This is a genomic window from Streptomyces sp. NPDC015130, from assembly GCF_043080005.1.
Classification (GTDB): domain Bacteria; phylum Actinomycetota; class Actinomycetes; order Streptomycetales; family Streptomycetaceae; genus Streptomyces.
The window spans coordinates 1-16936 of record NZ_JBIBVC010000030.1 but is presented as its reverse complement, the minus strand read 5'-3'; the positions used below and the strand labels follow the sequence as shown (position 1 = coordinate 16936).

16 protein-coding genes are annotated in these 16936 nt (G+C 72.5%); 7 read left to right on the top strand and 9 right to left on the bottom strand.

Annotated features, from left to right (window positions below):
* The first annotated feature begins 35 nt into the window (after window positions 1-35).
* Together ACF08F_RS36900 and ACF08F_RS36895 are read left to right on the top strand one after the other, a co-directional pair.
* A protein-coding gene (locus ACF08F_RS36900; protein WP_392302929.1) for an IS5 family transposase occupies window positions 36-910 on the top strand; the annotation gives its coding sequence in 2 pieces (ribosomal slippage) (window positions 36-402 and window positions 402-910; 876 coding nt in all).
* A 51-nt stretch (window positions 911-961) separates the two neighbouring features.
* The gene (locus ACF08F_RS36895) at window positions 962-1435 is read left to right on the top strand and encodes a GNAT family N-acetyltransferase (protein ID WP_392302928.1); all 474 of its coding nucleotides are present in this window, start codon (window positions 962-964) and stop codon (window positions 1433-1435) included.
* Window positions 1436-1459: 24 nt separating this feature from the next.
* Here ACF08F_RS36895 and ACF08F_RS36890 read toward each other — a convergent pair whose 3' ends face one another.
* On the bottom strand, window positions 1460-2584 hold the full coding sequence (locus ACF08F_RS36890; protein ID WP_392302927.1) for a chitinase: 1125 nt from the start codon (window positions 2582-2584) through the stop codon (window positions 1460-1462).
* A gap of 165 nt (window positions 2585-2749) precedes the next feature.
* Between ACF08F_RS36890 and ACF08F_RS36885 the strand changes: the two genes are divergently transcribed.
* Window positions 2750-3319 carry a HutD family protein gene (locus tag ACF08F_RS36885; RefSeq protein ID WP_392302926.1) on the top strand — a complete coding sequence of 190 codons (570 nt, stop codon included), beginning with the start codon at window positions 2750-2752 and terminating at the stop codon, window positions 3317-3319.
* Between the two features lie 63 nt (window positions 3320-3382).
* On the opposite strand, the gene ACF08F_RS36880 is transcribed toward ACF08F_RS36885, so the two are convergent.
* From ACF08F_RS36880 to ACF08F_RS36870, 3 genes are all read right to left on the bottom strand, one after another.
* Complete coding sequence (locus ACF08F_RS36880; RefSeq protein WP_392302925.1) at window positions 3383-4282, bottom strand: YhjD/YihY/BrkB family envelope integrity protein; 900 nt, start codon at window positions 4280-4282, stop codon at window positions 3383-3385.
* A 54-nt stretch (window positions 4283-4336) separates the two neighbouring features.
* On the bottom strand, window positions 4337-4744 hold the full coding sequence (locus ACF08F_RS36875; protein ID WP_392302924.1) for an SHOCT domain-containing protein: 408 nt from the start codon (window positions 4742-4744) through the stop codon (window positions 4337-4339).
* A gap of 110 nt (window positions 4745-4854) precedes the next feature.
* Window positions 4855-6849 carry a SpoIIE family protein phosphatase gene (locus ACF08F_RS36870; RefSeq protein ID WP_392302923.1) on the bottom strand — a complete coding sequence of 665 codons (1995 nt, stop codon included), beginning with the start codon at window positions 6847-6849 and terminating at the stop codon, window positions 4855-4857.
* Between the two features lie 286 nt (window positions 6850-7135).
* Between ACF08F_RS36870 and ACF08F_RS36865 the strand changes: the two genes are divergently transcribed.
* Complete coding sequence (locus ACF08F_RS36865) at window positions 7136-7810, top strand: DUF5701 family protein (protein ID WP_392302922.1); 675 nt, start codon at window positions 7136-7138, stop codon at window positions 7808-7810.
* Between the two features lie 285 nt (window positions 7811-8095).
* Here the strand turns inward: ACF08F_RS36865 and ACF08F_RS36860 are convergent, their stop codons facing one another.
* From ACF08F_RS36860 to ACF08F_RS36845, 4 genes are all read right to left on the bottom strand, one after another.
* Window positions 8096-9208, bottom strand: a complete 1113-nt coding sequence (locus tag ACF08F_RS36860) for an alpha-hydroxy acid oxidase (RefSeq protein WP_392302921.1) — start codon at window positions 9206-9208, stop codon at window positions 8096-8098.
* Window positions 9205-10338: a 4-hydroxyphenylpyruvate dioxygenase gene (gene hppD / locus ACF08F_RS36855; protein WP_392302920.1), complete on the bottom strand. Its 1134-nt coding sequence runs from the start codon at window positions 10336-10338 to the stop codon at window positions 9205-9207. The genes ACF08F_RS36860 and hppD overlap by 4 nt, the downstream gene beginning before the upstream one ends.
* A 307-nt stretch (window positions 10339-10645) precedes the next feature.
* Window positions 10646-12061, bottom strand: a complete 1416-nt coding sequence (locus ACF08F_RS36850; protein ID WP_392302919.1) for an amidase — start codon at window positions 12059-12061, stop codon at window positions 10646-10648.
* A 130-nt stretch (window positions 12062-12191) separates the two neighbouring features.
* The gene (locus ACF08F_RS36845; protein WP_392302918.1) at window positions 12192-12728 is read right to left on the bottom strand and encodes a hypothetical protein; all 537 of its coding nucleotides are present in this window, start codon (window positions 12726-12728) and stop codon (window positions 12192-12194) included.
* A gap of 231 nt (window positions 12729-12959) precedes the next feature.
* Between ACF08F_RS36845 and ACF08F_RS36840 the strand changes: the two genes are divergently transcribed.
* The gene (locus ACF08F_RS36840) at window positions 12960-13592 is read left to right on the top strand and encodes an RNA polymerase sigma factor (RefSeq protein ID WP_392302917.1); all 633 of its coding nucleotides are present in this window, start codon (window positions 12960-12962) and stop codon (window positions 13590-13592) included.
* On the top strand, window positions 13589-14644 hold the full coding sequence (locus ACF08F_RS36835) for a CU044_5270 family protein (RefSeq protein WP_392302916.1): 1056 nt from the start codon (window positions 13589-13591) through the stop codon (window positions 14642-14644). Before ACF08F_RS36840 ends, ACF08F_RS36835 begins: the two co-directional genes overlap by 4 nt.
* 13 nt (window positions 14645-14657) lie before the next feature.
* Here the strand turns inward: ACF08F_RS36835 and ACF08F_RS36830 are convergent, their stop codons facing one another.
* Window positions 14658-15875 carry a saccharopine dehydrogenase family protein gene (locus ACF08F_RS36830; protein ID WP_392302915.1) on the bottom strand — a complete coding sequence of 406 codons (1218 nt, stop codon included), beginning with the start codon at window positions 15873-15875 and terminating at the stop codon, window positions 14658-14660.
* A gap of 221 nt (window positions 15876-16096) precedes the next feature.
* On the opposite strand from ACF08F_RS36830, the gene ACF08F_RS36825 reads away from it, so the two are divergent.
* Window positions 16097-16846, top strand: coding sequence for a TetR/AcrR family transcriptional regulator (locus ACF08F_RS36825; protein ID WP_392302914.1), 750 nt, complete (start codon window positions 16097-16099; stop codon window positions 16844-16846).
* Window positions 16847-16936 lie beyond the last annotated feature (90 nt).

The window sequence follows — 16936 nt, the reverse complement described above, 5'->3', positions numbered from 1 at the left end:
GGAAGTGGATCTCGAGCATGGGATGATCTTGGTTTGTGGCGCGTGGAGACCTGACGGACGAGCAGTGGACGGTGCTGGAGGCGTTGCTGCCGAAGGGTGCCAAGCCCGGCCGACCGCCGCTATGGACCCGGCGGCAGCTGATCGACGGCATACGGTTTCGGGTCCGCACCGGCATCCCCTGGCGGGATGTACCTGCCGAGTACGGGCCGTGGGGCAGGGTGTACGACTTGTTCCGGCGTTGGCAGCGCGATGGCACGTGGCAGTGGATCTTCGCCGCACTTCAGGCCCGCGCGGACGCGAAGGACCTGATCACCTGGGACATCAACGTCGACTCCACGGTGTGCCGGGCCCACCGGCACGCCGCCGGGGCACGGAAAAGGGGGATCTACAGAAGGAGCCGCCCGGCGGTGTTGCCAGCGAACCGGCTGACCACGGGCTCGGACGCTCGCGCGGCGGCCTGACCACCAAGCTGCACCTCGCTGTCGAGCAGGGCCAGAAGCCCATGTCGATCGTGATCACGGCTGGGCAGTGCGGCGATTCCCCGCAGTTCGAGGTCGTTCTGGGACGCATCCGGGTCGCGCGGCTGGGGCCGGGCAGACCGCGCGTTCGTCCCCGCCGGGTACGGGCCGACAAGGCCTACGCTTCCCGCAAGAACCGCGCCTATCTGCGGCGACGTGGCATCCGCTGCACGATCCCGGACAAGGCTGACCAGGCCCGCAACCGCAAGAAGCGCGGCTCACACGGCGGCCGACCGCCGAAGTTCGACTCGGAGGACTACAAGGAGCGCCACGCAGTCGAGTGCGGCATCAACCGCCTCAAGAGGAACCGGGCGGTGGCCACGAGATACGACAAACTCGCGGTCCCCTATGAGGCGACCGTCCTCGTTGCGGCCATCAACGAGTGGCTGTGACCGGCGCGGAAATCGGTTGCCTCACCGTGCTGCAGGACTGAAGCTCGTCCCATGACGGCAGACCTCATCGTGCGTCCGGCCCGGCCCGCCGATTCGCGGACCTTGGCCGAACTACGTTGGACGTTCAAGCAGGAGGACCACGAAGGGCAACCGCCGGCTCCTGCTCGGCTCCTGGAAGAGGCCGAGCAGTGGATCCGCACCCGGCTCAGCGAAGGCCACTGGTTGGCCTGGGTCGCGGAGACCGAGGGTGAAATCTGCGGACACGTCTTCCTCTGTCTGGTGGAGAGGATGCCGGAGCCCTATGGCGACAACAACCCGTTCGGCTATGTCACGAACTTCTTCGTCATGCCGTCACAACGGAACAAAGGAGCCGGCTCGGCACTCCTGGAGGCGCTGAAGCAGCACTCACGCAGCGCCGGCCTTGAGGGCTTGATCGTATGGCCGTCAGAGCGCAGCACCCCTCTGTATCGACGCTCCTGTTTCCAGCCTCCAGAGGAACTGCTGGAACTTCCGCTCGACACCTGATGAGATCCACTTCCGATACATGCCCTAGCGGCCTTGGAGGGCCTTCACGTTGTCGCCGAAGGTCCAGTTTCTCGACCCGTCCCAGTTCGCCGACCAGGTCATCAGGCCCTTGAGCGCCCCTCGGTAGTGGTTCCACGCCTGGGCCACGGTCGACGGGGCCATGTGGCCGCCGCCCGCGCCGGGCTGGGCGGGGAGGCCGGGGACCTGCTTGTCGTACGGCACGCGGATGGTGGTGCCCTGGATGACGAGGCCCCGGTTCAGGCAGTCGGTCTGGGCGACGAACCCGGCGACAGTTCCGGCGGAGTAGGAGTCGCCCGAGCAGCCGTACATGCTGCCGTTGTAGTACTGCATGTTGAGCCACCACAGGCGCCCGTTGTCGGCGTACTTCTTGACGATGGGCAGGTACGCGCCCCAGATCGAGCCGTAGGCGACGCTGCCTCCGGTGACGTACGCGGTCTCCGGGGCCATGGTCAGGCCGAAGCCGGCGGGCATGCGGGCGAGGACGCCGTCGATGATGTGCACGAGGTTGGCCTGCGAGGCGGAGAGGGTGCCGATGGAGCCGCTGCCGACCAGGCCGGTCTCGATGTCGATGTCGATCCCGTCGAAGTTGTACTTCTGCAGGATGGGCACGATCGTGGCGATGAAGCGGTCGGCGACGGCGCGCGAGCTGAGGTCGATACCGGCCGCGGCTCCGCCGATCGACATGAGGATGGTCGCGCCCGCCGCCTTGGCGCGGCACATCTCCGCCGGGGTGGCCACGCGGACGGTGCTGTCCATGCCGTCCTCCCACAGCACGGTGCCGTCCGAACGGATCACGGGGAAGGCAGCGTTGATGACGTTGTAGCCGTGGGCGGCGAAGCGCGGGTCGTCGATGGGCGCCCAGCCGAAGGGCGGGTGGACGCCGTTGGCCGCGCCGTCCCAGTTCTCCCAGTACCCCTGGAGCACCTTCCCGGCGGGTTTCGGCTTGAGGGCACAGGTGTCCGCGGCGGCGTCCGCCGTTGCGGGCACGGCCGCGGGTGCGGCGAGGGTGGTTCGTGCGGGCCGCGCGTCGTCGGCGCTGGCGGTGGCGCCGGGGGCGGCGAGGGCGGCGGCTGCGAGGAGGGTGACGAGACCCGCTCCGAGGACACGGGGGATCCGAGGGCCTGGCATGCGTGCTCCTGGGGACGTGGGGGGATGGTCCTGGGCATGGCGCGCGCTCCAGCAGACCGTAGGTTGGTCCAGACCTTTCGTCAACCGTCCTCACCGCCCCGGCCCTTCCGCCGGCCGCGCCGTATGATCCACACCTCGCACAGGACGCAGGTCAGGAGCCCTCCCATGCACCACTTCGACGTCGAGACGCTGACGGCGGGCCGGTGGCGCAACGGCGGGGGCACGACCCGGCAGATCGCCTCGCGGCCCGCGGGCGAGGAGGAGTTCGCGTGGCGCGCGAGCGTCGCCGACATCGACCGGGACGGGCCGTTCTCGGCGTTCCCCGGCATCGACCGGACGCTCACCCTGCTGGCCGGCGACGGTGTGCGGCTCAGCTGCCCGGGGGTGTTCGACCGCCTCCTGCAGCGCGCGGGCGAGCCGTTCGCCTTCTCCGGCGACCTCACCCTCGCCGCCGAACTGCCTGGCGGCGGCTGCCGGGTCCTGAACATCATGGTGCGACGCGGCCGCGCGACGGCCCGGGTGGACCGGGTCACCGGCCCGGTCGCGCCGCCCGCCGGTCACGCCGGGGTCCTCCACGTCCTCGCGGGACAGTGGCAGGCGGGGCCGGACGGCCGCGTCCTGACGCCCGGCCAGGGCGTGTGGTGGGACGAGGACGCGCCCGCGCCGGCCGGAGCGGTCGTACCCCTCTCCCCCGACGCGAGCGCACTGTGGGCGGACATCGCGCCTGTGGGGTGACGTCGGTCGCGGCCGGAGGAACGGAACGGACGGCGTGGTCGCGGCGGGCGGCGCGCACCGGCGTCACCCGGCCTTGTCCTCCTCCCCCTCTTCGCCTTCCCCTTCCTCTTCGTCCTCCGGAGGCTCCTTGTCTTTGCCGTCCCGCATCACATAGCGGTTCAGGGGAGGTTCCTCCGCGAGTACGGCTCCGATGGTGACCGCGAAGGTGACCGCGCCGCACACCACGATCAGCCACGACAGCATGACCAGGACGAGACCGAAGGCACCGTAGGCGGCCACGGCCCTGTCGACCGCGCCGGGCACGTAGATCCGGGCGGTCAGACCGAGCGCGGTGGTGGCGGTGCCGGCGAGCAGCGCACCGGGCAGCAGGGCCCGCCACGCGACGCGCTTGGCCAGGAGCAGGTGCTGGGTCCACAGCCAGACGCCGGTGGCCAGCAGGAAGGTGAGGACGACGCCCACGACGGCGCCGAGGCCGAAGCCGTTCCTGATCGGAGCCTGGAACACGACCACGAGCACCAGGACCAGGAGCCACACCACCCAGCGCCAGGCCGCGATCCGGGTCTTGGCCCTGGGCAGCCGCCACGCCCGCTCGCACACCCGGGACATGGCCCGGCTGAAGCTCGTCGCCGACACCAGGGCGACCATCACGCCGACCGCGCCGGTCGTCTCACGGACCTCCTCGTCGGACGTGGGGTACAGGACCTGCTGGAGCTGCTTCTCGGAATCCCCGCTCAGGCCGAACATGGCGCCGAGTGAGTCGCTCAGCTGGTCGCGGACGCCGAGCGGGGCGAAGGCCGCGAAGGCGAAGAGGAGGGGGACGGCGGCCAGGAAGGCCTGCGCGGCGAGCCTGGTCCCCGCGTCCAGGAGGTTGCCGGACAGCAGCCGGCTCGTGAGTTCGGTGAGGACGGGGAAGCGTCGCTCGGCGCCCGCGCGCAGCCGCTCGAACCGCAGCTTCCACTCCATGCCGTCTCCTGCCCCTGCCTGTCCGCTCACCCCGCTCGTACGGGTCGGTCGCTTTCAGGCCAGGAGCTTCGCCTTCGCCTGCTGGAACTCCTCCTCGGTGAGCGCCCCCCTCTTCTTCAGCTCGGCGAGCCGTGAGAGTTCGGCTGCGCTGCCGCCGCCCGGGGAGGTCGACGCGGAGGTGCGGATGTAGTCCTGGAAGGCCGCTTCCGACTCCCTGGCCCGGGCCATCTCCCGCTGTGTCATCCCGGTGCCGCGCACGATGACGTAGACGAGGACTCCGAGGAAGGGGAGCAGGAGGCAGAGGATGAGCCAGCCCGCCTTGCCCCAGCCGCTGAGCTCGTCGTCCCGGAAGATGTCCGTGATGATCTTGAACAGCAGGAACAGCCACATGATCCACAGGAAGAACCAGAGCATGGTCCAGAAGAGGTCGAGCAGGGGGTAGTCGTCCGTCGCCGTCACCATCACCGTCTCCGTCTCCGCGTCGGTTTCCGTCTCGGTCTCCGCCTCGGCCTCGACCCTCGCCCCGAAGGGTCGATCTTGACCGTTTCGGGCAGTATCTGCGGTTTGCGGTCTCACGGCGACTCGGCCGGGTCCGCGCGGAAGGCGATCATCGCGGTGTCGTCGCGGTGGTCGGAGAGGTCCTGGAGGCAGTGCAGCAGCTCGGCCAGCGGCGCCCGTCGGTGGCGGGCCGCCGCGCGGGCGAGTCGCCGCTGGCCGTCGGCGAGCGTGACCGCGGGGGTCTCGACGAGCCCGTCCGTGTACAGCAGGAGGGTGTCCCCCGCGCCGAGGACGCGGGTGTGGGTGCTGCGGGGGACGCTGAGGTCGACACAGAGCGGCAGGTCCTCCTGCGTACCGTCGAGGAAGAGCGGGTCGCCGTGTTCCGGGATCAGCAGGGGCGGCGGGTGACCGGCGTTGGACCAGCTCAGGCGCCACCGGCGGTCGGGCAGTCGCCGCAGCTGGGTGAGGACGGCCGTCGCGAAGGACGCCGCGCCCAGCCCCTCGGCCGCCTCGTCGAAGCGGCCGAGCACATCCGCGGGGGTGTCGATGGGCGCCCGGCTGTAGGCCAGGGCGCGGAGCATGTTGCGCATCTGGGTCATCGCGGTGGCGGCGGCGAGGTCATGGCCCACGACGTCTCCCACGTCGAGGACGAGTGTGCCGTCGGGCAGCACGAAGGCGTCGTACCAGTCGCCGCCGATCTCGTTGGCGGAGCTGGCCGGCTGGTAGGAGGCCGCCAGGCTCGCCCCGAGGACGGCGGGCGGCCGGGTGAGCTGGGCGCGCTGGAGGGCGAGGGCGGTGCGGCGGGCGCGCTGGAGGGCGAGGGCCTTGCGGATCGGCTGCTGGGCGTGATGGAGGACTTCCCGCAGCAGTTCGGTCTCGCTCGGGCCGAGGGCCGGGCTGTCGCCGTTGGTGCTGGTGGCCGCGTAGCCGAGGACGGTGTCGTCGACGACCAGCGGGACGAGGGTGACGCTCGTGGCCCCCGAGGCGGTGAGCCACCGTTCCGTGACGGCCGGCAGGAGCTCGGCCGGCACGGGGCCTCCGGAGGGGATGCCGAAGGTGCGGGGGACGCGGGACTCCAGGACCTCGCGGACCGTACGGGTGACGGTGACGCTCTGTCCGAGCAGGGCCGGCGGTGCCGGCAGTCCGGACCGGGCGGCGGAGGCCACCCTGCGGGCCGTGATCGGGGCATGTGCGGGCAGCGGCCACTCCTCGTGGGAGAGCAGCAGGATGAGGCAGGCGTCGGTCAGTTCGGGCACGACGACGTTCACCACCTCGCCGAAGGCCTCCCCCAGGCTCTGCCCGGTGGCGGTCGCGACCCGGGCGAGGAGCCGTTCCCGCAGCTGGGCGCGCCAGGTGTCCTCGATGTCGACGGTGGCGGCGATCCATTCGGCGACCCGGCCCTCGCGCAGGACGGGGACGCCGCGCGTGGACAGATGACGGTACGAGCCGTCGGCGGCGCGCACCCGGAAGGTGCACTGGAAGGTGCCGCCGGCCCCGCGTGTCGCGGCGTCGTGCCAGTCCGCGCCGAGTTTGTCGCGGTCGCGGGGGTGGACGTGCTCGTACCAGCCCGCGTCGGCGCGCGGGTGCCAGGGGACGCCGGTGAGCCGCTCCCAGCCGGGGACGATCTCCTCCATGGCCCCGTCGGCGTGCCTGACCCAGACCATCACCGACACGGCGGAGACCAGGGCCCGGTACCGCTGGAGGGCGAAGGTCTCGGTGGTGGTGTCCATCGCCACCACGAGGATCCCCTCGCCCTCCGTGGTGGTCACGGGGCTGCACGAGTACACGAAGTAGCGCGACTGCCCGGGTGCGTCCGGGTCGGGCTCCCGCGCGCCGGTGACCTGGCGGGCCCGCCCCGTGGCCCGCACCTCGTCGAGGACCGACAGGAAGCGCCAGCCGTCGGGGTCCGGGAAGGCCTTGCGGGCGGGCAGGCCGACCTGCCGGGCGCCGAACATCCTCGTGAAGGCGGCATTGGTGTAGAGGAGTCGGCCCTCGGGGCCCGCGAGCAGCGCGACGGCGGCGACGGCACCGTCGAAGACCGCCGGGTCCAGGGGCGGCGCGGGGCTCATCCCGGGCCGGCCGGGGCCGGTCCCCGGTCCGCCGGGGCTCGTCCCGGATCCGTCGTCACCACGGGCTCCACCCTGCCGGAGCGGCGGCGGCGCGGCGAGGCGGTCGAACCGATCGAGTGAGCGCGGACGGCGCCGGTGGCACGGTCGGGAACCTTCCCGCAGGCCGGCCCGTTGAGCCCGAGCCCGGCGGCCCGCACCAGGACCCGCCCCGAACCCCCGAACCCCCAGCCCCAGCCCCAGCCCCAGCCCCAGCCCCAGCCCCAGCCCACCCGTATCAAGGAGTCCCTTGCCCGTCACCGCGCCCACCGCCGCCCTGCCCCCGCTCCCCTCGCTCGCCGCGCAGGCCGAGCGCCTGATCGAACTCGGGGTGCACGAACTCGCCGGGGTCTCCGCCGACGCGCTGCGGAGCTTCGCCGCCGAAACGACCGACGGGGCCGAGGCCGGCGCGCTGCTCGCCGTCCATCCGGACCGCGCCCCCGCCTCGGCGCTCGCCCCGCTCCTCCGGCGCGCCGACAAGCCCGGCTTCGTCGTGGTCGACATGCCCGACGTCGACGACTTCGCCCCGTCCGGGATCGAGCTCCCCGACGCGCCGTTCTACCTGGTCACCGGCGTCGACCGCGGGGACCGCATGTCCAACTGGAGCCCGGAGGAGGCGCTGCCGGCCCTGACGGAGGACGAGCGCACCCCTCTCGTGCTCACCGAGGGCATCCACTGGGTGCTCCAGCAGCCCGCCGCCCTCGAACGCAACCTCTGCTTCATGACCATCGGCTCCCGGCTGCGCAAGGCGAACGGCACCCTGGACGCCCGTACCCCGGCGATCTGGATCAGCAACGGCACGGGGCGGGACGGCCGCGAGCGACGCGACGCCCCCAAGGTCGGCTGGTGCTGGTGGGGCAACCGCCACACCTGGCTCGGCTTCGCCTCGGCCACGGGCCGTCCGGCCATGGACCGCCCGGTCTAGGGCGTGCGAGTTGACGGGCGATCAGTTCGTGGATGATGCCTTTCGTCCGGCCGTACGGGAGGAGGGTGCGGCGGACCTGCTCCTCGGTGCGTCCGGTCGCGGTGCGCAGGTGGTCGCTGTAGACGCGCAGGGCGCGGTGGATGTCCTCGACGTCGTAGAAGCCCTCGTGCGGGATGCCGACCGCGAGGGAGAGGGCGTCGGGGTGGCGGCCTGCGACCTCGTTGAGGAAGTTCATCGAGGAGAGCAGCGGGTCGCCGACGGCGGGGTGGAGCGCCTCGGAGGTGATCATCGGAGGTCACCGCCCGCGGCGCGTACGGCGCGGAGCCGTGCGGCGGTAGCGGGGTCGGGGCAGCCGGCCAGGGCGAGGGCGTTGTGCAGTTCCTCGCGGAGCAGGGTGAGGACCTTGGTGACGCCCGCCTCTCCCCCGGCGGCGAGCCCCCACAGCACGGGCCGGCCGACGAGGACGCCGGAGGCGCCCAGGGCGAGGGCCTTGAGGACGTCGGTGCCGCTGCGGACGCCGCTGTCGAGGAGGATCCCGCTGCGGCCGGCGACGGCGTCGACGACGGCGGGGAGCGCTTCGAGGGCCGGCTGGGCGCCGTCGAGCTGGCGGCCTCCGTGGTTGGAGACGACGATGCCGTCGGCGCCGTGGGCGGCGGCGCGCTCGGCGTCGGCGGGGTCGAGGATGCCCTTGAGGACGAGCGGGAGCCGGGTGTGCTCGCGCAGCCAGTCGAGGTCGTTCCAGGACAGGGAGGGGTCGACCAGGCCGGCGGTCTGGGCGGCGATGGCGCTGACGCCGTCGCGGGCGCCGCGCGGGACTCCGTCGCTGCCGCGCTCGAAGTGGACGGCCGAGACGCCCTCGGGGAGGGTGAACGCGCCTCGCATGTCGGCCTGTCGGCGGCCCATGTAGGGGGTGTCGACGGTCAGCATCAGGGCGCGGGCGCCGGCGGCCTCGGCGCGGGCGAGCAGCTCCTTGGTGAGGCCCCGGTCGCGGAGCCAGTACAGCTGGAACCAGACGGTGGCGCCGGTCGCGGCGATGTCCTCGACCGGTGTGCTGCTGAACGTGCAGGCGGTGAAGGGGATGCCTGCGGCGAAGGCCGCCTGGGCCGCGGCGAGTTCGCCCTCGGGGTGGACGGCGCGCTGGTAGGCCATGGGGGCGACGGCCAGCGGCAGGGCGGCGGGGTCGCCGAGGAGGGTGGTGGCGGTGCCGGTCGCGGAGACGTCGGCGAGGACGCGCGGGACGAGGTGGAGCCGGTCGAAGGCGGCTCGGTTGGCGGCGAGGGTGAGTTCGTCGCCGGCGCCGCCGTTGACGAAGCGCTCCACGCCGGTGGGCAGGACGCCCGCGACGAGGGCCTCCGCGTCGGCGGGGGTGACCATGCCGTCGAGTGCGTCGGCGGTCACCGGGCGTTCTCCGCGCCGGTGCCGCCCTCGTGTTCGGCCTTCTCGGCCTGCACGGCCTCGTAGAGCGCGCGGACGTTGCCGCCGCCGAAGGTGTCGGCGCCGATGCGTTCGATGATCTCGTAGAAGAGGGTGCGCTGGGGGTGGACGGTGCGGGTGAAGATCTGGAAGAGCTGGCCCGCGTGGTCCTCGTCGGCGAGGATGCCGGGCTCGCGCAGCTCCTCGACGGAGTGGCGGCTGAGGTCGAGGCGGGCGGCGAGTGCCTCGTAGTAGGCGTCGGGGGTGGAGAGGAAGACGATGCCGCGCTTGTCGAGGCGGGCGACGGTCTCGACGATGTTCTCCGTGGCGAAGGCGAGGTGATGGACGCCTCCGCTGCCGTGCCGGGCGAGGAAGTCGCCTATGTGGCCCGCCTGGTGGTCGGGGCTCGGGGCGAGGACGGTGAAGGTCAGGTCGCCCGCGGGGCTGCGGACGGCCTTGGAGTCCATGGCCTCCCGGCCCTGCACCATCAGCTCCTCGTAGACGGCCTCGTAGCCGAAGACCCGCTCGTAGTAGCCGGTGGAGGAGGCGAGTTCGCCGGTCCTCACGGTGACGGCGACGTGGTCGAGGACGGTCAGCGCGGGCGACTCGGCTTCCTGCGGGGCGAGTTCGGCGACCGGTGCGAATCCGGGGAGCGGCAGCGGCGTGCCGTGCGCCTCGGCTCCGGTGGCCGGACGCTGGACGAGGGTGTGGTGGACGTCGTCGAATCCGGCGGCCACGCGTGCGGTGACCCAGCCGCCGGGGTGCTCGACGGGCCCGGCCCCGGAGGCCGCTCCGCGGGCGGTGAGCTCGGCGAGGGCGGCGCGCGCGTCGGTGGTGGTCAGGGCGATGTCGGCTATGCCGTCGCCGTGGACGGCCGTGTAGGCGGCAGCCGGGTGGGTGGCGTCGAGGGCCTGGGTGACCACGAGGACGATGCCGCCCTGCCGCAGGGCGAGCGACCGGCTCGCGCCCGCGGCGCCGGTGCGCTCGGCGGTGGCGAACACCTGGAAGCCGTAACCGCCGGTGAACGCCTCGGCTGCGGCACGGGCGTCGGTGACGAACAGCTCCACATGGCTGACGAGCAGCGCGGAGGAGGAAGCAGTGACGGGGTGGGCCATGAGGACGGGTCCTTATGTACGGGGACGGTGCGGTCGGTTCGGATCCGCGAGGCCCGTGGGACGCGTTCGGTCCTCCGTGTCTCGACGCGATCGAGCCAATCCTGACTGCTCGCACCGATCAAGGCCAGCCTCTGAGGCGCGACACCCCGTCGAAGACCGCAGGAAGAAATCTCAGGTAACAGCCTCCGGCGGGGAAGAGATTGCGTGAATCGGCGGTTCCGGCAGGAGAACGCACGGTCGCCGGTCCGGGTCCGTCCGGGCCGTGGGCGACGGGTCCACGGGTGGCGCGCGGACTCCGCCGCGGGTGTCAGGCGTCCTGGATGCGCCGGAAGGGGCGGTCCGCCTCCAGGGCGAACGCGACCTCCAGCAACGTCCGTTCGCTTCCGGGGCGGCCGGCGAACATGACACCGATGGGCAGGCCGTCCTCCGTCGCGCCGGCGGACGGCAGCGAGATCGACGGCGTACCGACGACGTTGTCGACGGGGGTGAAGGCGACGTACGCGAGGATCCGTTCGATCAGGGTCGCGTAGGGAACGGCCGGGCCGAGGTGGCCGATCGGGGGCGTCGTGTGGGCGAGCACCGGGGAGAGGACGAGGTCGAGTCCGCGGAATCCCGCCGCGTACGCCTCCTTCGTCCGCTTCAGCCGCCGCACCACGCCCGGTGTGCCCCGCCAGCTCTTCAGGTACTGCTCGCGCAGCCCGCGGCTGAGGCCGTCCATACGGTTCCGGTCGAAGTCCCGGCCGAAGGTGCGGCCGGTGGCGCCGATGAGGAACGACAGCATGCCCCAGTAGGTGAGGAAGTCGTCGGTGAAGCGCGGGTCGATGTCCAACTCGACCGGCTGGACGGTGTGTCCGAGCCGTTCGAGCCTCGCCGCGGTCTCCGTGACGGCCTGCCGGGTGGCGGCGTCGGAGTGGACCCCGCTCGGCGAGTCCTTCAGGTACCCGATGCGCAGCCGCCGCCCCGAGGGGCCCTCGACCAGACCGACGGGCGGCAGCTTGGGGTTGCGCCAGGACAGCTCGGCGTCGGCGAGGAACGCGGCGGTGTCCCGCACGGAGCGGCTCACGATGCCGTCGGCGACGATGTCCAGGGGGAGTTGACGGCTCATGTCGTGCGCGACGACCCGGCCGCGCGTCGGCTTGAGGCCGACGAGGCCGCAGCAGGCGGCGGGTATGCGGATCGAACCGCCGCCGTCGTTGGCGTGCGCGATCGGTACGGCTCCGGCGGCGACGAGCGCCGCGCTGCCGCCCGACGAACCGCCCGCGGAGTAGCCGGTGTTCCACGGGTTGCGGACCGGTTCGGCGTCCTCGAACTCGGTGGTCGGACTGAAGCCGAACTCGGGCAGCCGGGTCTTGCCCAGCACGGTGACGCCGCTGCTCAGGAACTGCCGGGTGAACGGCGAGTGCCGCCGTGCCGCCCGCGGGGTGAAGGCCGCGCTGCCGTGACCGGTGGGCAGTCCCACGTAGTCGGTGTTGTCCTTGACGAAGGTCGGCACCCCGGCGAAGGCGCCGCTCGCCCAGACCGCGGGATCCGGTGTGGAGACGTGCGCCTGGACCGCGTGGAGCCGTGCGTCGACCTCCCGGACCCGCTCGACGGCGTCCCGGGCGACCTCCGCGGCGCCGACCTCGCCCTTCCGGATCGCGTCGGCGAGCCCGACGGCGTCGTGTTCCCCCAGCGCGTCGTCCCGGAAGGCGTGCACCGTGGTCCGTCCGTCGAAAGTCGTCACCGTTACCTCAGCCCCCGGCCCTGTGGATGGATGTCCCACGGGCTGCCCCGTGGATGGACACCATCATTGCTTACCGGCAAGTAACACGCGAGGGGATCGGGTCAGCCGGTCGGTCCCGTTCCGCCGGGCGTCACGGTCCGGTCCAGCCGGTGGCCGCGACCACCTCGCGCGCGATGTCCGGGACCGTCCGTCCGTCGGTCGTCACCCGCACCGTGTCGGCGGGGGCCCGCTCGTCCAGGAGCCGCGCCTTGCGGGCGCTGCCCGCGATCTCCTGCTCCAGTTCGGAGCCGAGCTCCCGGCCGGTCAGACGCTCGCCCGTGACGGTGTCGGAGGCCGTGAGCAGCACGCGGACGATCCGTACGCCCTCCCCCATCACCCGCGCGAACATGTCCCCCACCTCCGGCAGCACGCTCACGGTGTGCGTGTAGACCAGCCGACGGCAGCCCACCCGGGCGTAGTTGTCCCAGACGGCCGTCAGATTGCTCTCGGCGATGTCCCAGCGGTTCGGGTCGCCCTCCGGGGCGGGGTGGATCTGCCCCAGGTAGTCGCCCTCAAGGACCGCGTGCCCGATCGACGCGGCCCGCAGCGTGGCCGAGACCTCCCACCCCACGGTCGTCTTGCCGACGCCGGCGCGCCCTCCGATGACGAGTACTTCCGGTTGTTCCATGGCCGGTAGCGTGCCAGCCCGCGACCGCCCGTGGCGAGCGGATTCAGGTGAGGGCCGGACCTGACCCGGAGGCCCGTCGGGCGGACTCGGGACCTGACCGGGAGCCTCGCCGACAGCCTCGGGGACCCGACCCGGGCTCGGCGCGTCCGGCCGGCCGCGCACCCCTCGGGGCCCGTGTGGCGTGCGTCACGTTCCGGGAACCCGTTCGGGCCGGCCGGACAGTTCGCTGATATGGAGACGAGTGTGCGTGCCCGAATACGAGCGGGGGACTCCGATGCGTTCGGGTCCCTCTTCGACGACTACGCCAGGGCGGTGCACAACCACGCCTTCCGGCTGACCGGGGACTGGTCCGCGGCCGAGGACGTGTTGTCGCTGACGTTCCTGGAGGCCTGGCGGCTGCGGGCGTCGGTGGATGCGGACGGCGGTTCCCTGCGGCCCTGGCTGCTCGGGATCGCGACCAACGTCGTACGGAACACCCGCAGGGCGGCCCGGCGTCACGAGGCGGCCCTGAACCGGCTGCCGCGCGAGGAGGTGTTCCCCGACTTCGCCGACGAACTGATCGGCCGGATCGACGACGCGGAGCGTGTCGCGGCGCTCCAGGCGGCGCTCTCCCGCCTGCGGCGCCCCGAGCGCGAGGTGGTAGCCCTCTGCGTCTGGTCGGGTCTGGACTACGCGGCCGCCGCCCAGGCGCTGGGCGTCCCGGTGGGAACGGTCCGCTCCCGCCTGTCGCGCGCCCGCAAGAAGCTCCACAAGTACGCCGGAACCGACCTCCCGCCGCGGAACGGGAACTCGGAGCCGGGCCGCGGACAGATAGATGGTGACCGCGCTTCCGCGGTCCGGCCCATCCAGGAGGAAGCCCGATGAGCACCACCCCGTCCCGGCCCACCCCGGCCGAACGCGAGGAGATCGCCCGGTTGTTGCCCGTCCCGGCCGATCGTGACCGGCCCGGCCGCCACCACCAGGCCCTCAAGGACCAGCTGCTGCGCGAGTTCCGGCAGGACACGGCTCCCGCCGCCAGGCCGCGGTCCGGAGTGCGCCGGCTGGCGTACGTCGCCGTCCCCCTGACGGCGGGCGCGCTGGCCGTCACGCTGGCGACGAACGGCCAGGTCGAGCCCACGCCCGGCGCCGAGCGGAACGCCGCCGTGGCCCCGGCCCAGGGCACCGAGGCCCCGGCGGCGACGTCGGCGACGGTACTGCTGGACCGGATCGCGACCGTCGCCGCCGCCAAGCCGGCCCGTACCGTCCGCGACGACCAGTACATCCACATCTCCAGCACGGTCGCCTGGTCCAGCCAGAGCGACGCCGACCCCGTCATGCGCCTGGACACCCCGCACAGCCGCGAGGTCTGGCTCTCGGTCGACGGGAGCAAGCCCGGACTGCTCCGCGAGCGCGGCGAGGAGATCCCGCTGGCGGGCGCGCTGGACAAGGACGGGAAGCCCGTCGACCCGGTCGGCGTCCCCGACCCCACGCTGAACAGTCCGACGTACCGCTATCTGGAGTCGCTGCCCACCGACCCCGCCGTTCTCCTGAAGAAGATCTACGACGAGACGGAGGGGCAGGGGCCGGGGCCGGACCAGGAGGCGTTCGTGACGATCGGCGACCTGCTGCGCGAGCAGATCGCTCCGCCGAAGGTCAGTGCCGCCCTGTACAAGGCGGCGGCCCGCATCCCGGGCGTCACGGTCGTGGAGGACACCGTGGACGCGGCCGGGCGGCACGGGGTCGCCGTCGCCCGGGTCCACGCCGGCATCCGTACCGAATGGATCTTCGACAGGAAGAGCCTGGAGTTCCTCGGCGAGCGGGGCGTCATGGTCGAGGACACGCCGTGGGGCAAGGTCGGCCAGGTCACCGCCACCACCGCCGTCCACTCCCGCGGCATCACGGACACGGCCGGCGAGAGCTCCGGCCGCACCCGCTGACGCGGCGGCCGGCTCACTGCTCGCGCAGGCCCCAGGGGGAACCGTAGGCGCTGAGCAGGTCGAGGAAGGGCCGCGGGGCGAAGGCCTCGGGGCCGAGGACGCCCGAGCCGGACCAGGTGCCGTCGGCGAGCAGCTCCAGGGCGACGACCGGGTTGATCGCGGTCTGCCAGACGACGGCCTGGCTGCCGTACTCCCGCATCGACCACTCGTTGTCGACCACGTGGTAGAGGTACACCTCGCGCGGCGCCCCGTCCTTGACGCCCTTGACCCACGTGCCGGCGCAGGTCTTGCCGGTCATCCGGTCGCCCAGGGTCGCCGGGTCCGGGAGGACGGCCGCCACGATGTCGCGGGGCGAGACCTCGGCCGGGCCGCGGCTCGTCGCCACGGTGACGGGCGCGGTGCTGTCGAGGCCGAGGGCGTGCAGGGTCCTCAGCTTGCCGATGAAGTCCTCGCCGAGGCCGTACTTGAACGTGACGCGCTTCGCGTCGACCCAGCGCGGTACGAGCAGGACCTCCTCGTGCTCGACGTTCACGCACTCGACCGGGCCGATGCCCTCCGGGAAGTCGAAGACCTCGGGCTCGCTGAACGGCTCGGTGGTGAACCAGCCACGGCCGGCCTCGTAGACCACCGGAGGGTTGAGGCACTCCTCGATGGTCGTCCAGATGTTGAACGAGGGGGCGAAGTCGTAGCCCTCGACCGTGAGGTTCGCCCCGTCGCGGATGCCGATCTCCTCGATCTCGTCGAAGAGCTCGTCCGCGGCGTACCGGGCGAAGACGTCGGAGAGGCCGGGCTCGACGCCCATGCCGACGAGGGCGAGCCGCCCGGCCTTCTCCCACTCCTCGGCCCGCGCGAACTGGGCGTCGCCCAGCTTGACCCCGCACTGCTCGTACGGGTGCTCGGGGTGCGGGCGCGACAGCGACATCGCCATGTCCAGGTAGTGCGCGCCGGCCGCCGCGGCGGCCTCGAACAGCGGCAGGACGAAGCGCGGGTCGGTGGCGTTGAGGAGGACGTCGCAGCGCTGCTCCCGGAGGAGCGCCGCGACGGCCTCCTCGTCGGAGGCGTCCGCGCGACAGGCGCTGAACCTGCTGTCGTCGTCCAGCGCGGCGACGGCCGCCTCGGCGCGGGCGAGGTCGTGGTCGGCGACGACGACGTGGTCGAAGAACGAACGGCGGGCGGCGATCCGGGTGATCGCGGTGCCCACGCCACCGGCGCCGACGAGCAGTACACGCATGACAGGAATCTCCCTCTCCGAGACGGTTGCCCGAGGTGTGTCCGAGGTGGGCCCGAGGTGTGCCTGGGGTGTTTCCCGGCACGTCCGAGGCTCCACCTGAGGTGCGCCTGAGGCTTCCCCTGAGGCTGTGACCTCTGGTGCAGGCGATGAAACCCTCCTGGCCTCGATAACGTCTATGGCGTTGGCATAAGGTGCCCGGGTCGGCGGGAAGGAGCCTCGTCATGGGCAAGCAGGTCGTGCCGGAGTCGGCGCGCAGACGGCGGCGTCCGACGAAGAACGGCGCGGTCCTCTCGGAGCGGCTGATCGTGGAGACGGCGCTGCGGATGCTGGCCGAGCACGGCGGCCAGGGCCTCACGGCCCGGCGTCTCGGACTGGCGCTGGGTGCCGATCCCAGCACGCTCTACCGCTACTTCTCCGGTATGGACGAGCTGACGCGGGCGATCGGTGCGGAGCTCGTCGGGCGGGCGCTGGACGGCTGGCGGCCCACCGGCGACTGGCGCGCCGACCTGCGCCGGCTGGGCCTGCGCATCTACGGCGCCTACCTCGCCCACCCGCAGGCGGCGGTGCTCACCGCGAGCCGCGTCACCGGGCGGGAGCAGGAGACGGCCGTGGACGAGGCGATCCTGGCGGTGCTGCGGAGCGCGGGTTTCCCCGATCCGGACGCGGTGCGGATCTACCACGTCTTCATCGACCAGAGCCTCGCCTTCGCCGCCCTGGACGCGGCCTCGCTCGCCCTGCCCTCGGCCGCCCGCGAGGCCGACGAGCACATGTGGGAGTCGACGTACGCCGGGCTGTCGGCCGCCTCGCACCCGAACATCGCGGCCACGGCCGGCCTGCTGGCCGCGCGGATGAACCACAGCGCGTATCCGGCGGCCCTGGACATGCTCCTCGACAGCGCGGCGGGCCGGCTGGGACACGCGACCGCGCGTCCGGCCCGACGGGAGGTCGCGCACCGACCGGACAGGTCCTAGGTGTATTGATCACGAGCGTTGTTGACACTGGTCTGGTCTTGAACATGGCGAAGACCTCCGGTGTGGTGGGAGCTGTCTAGGAACTCACCG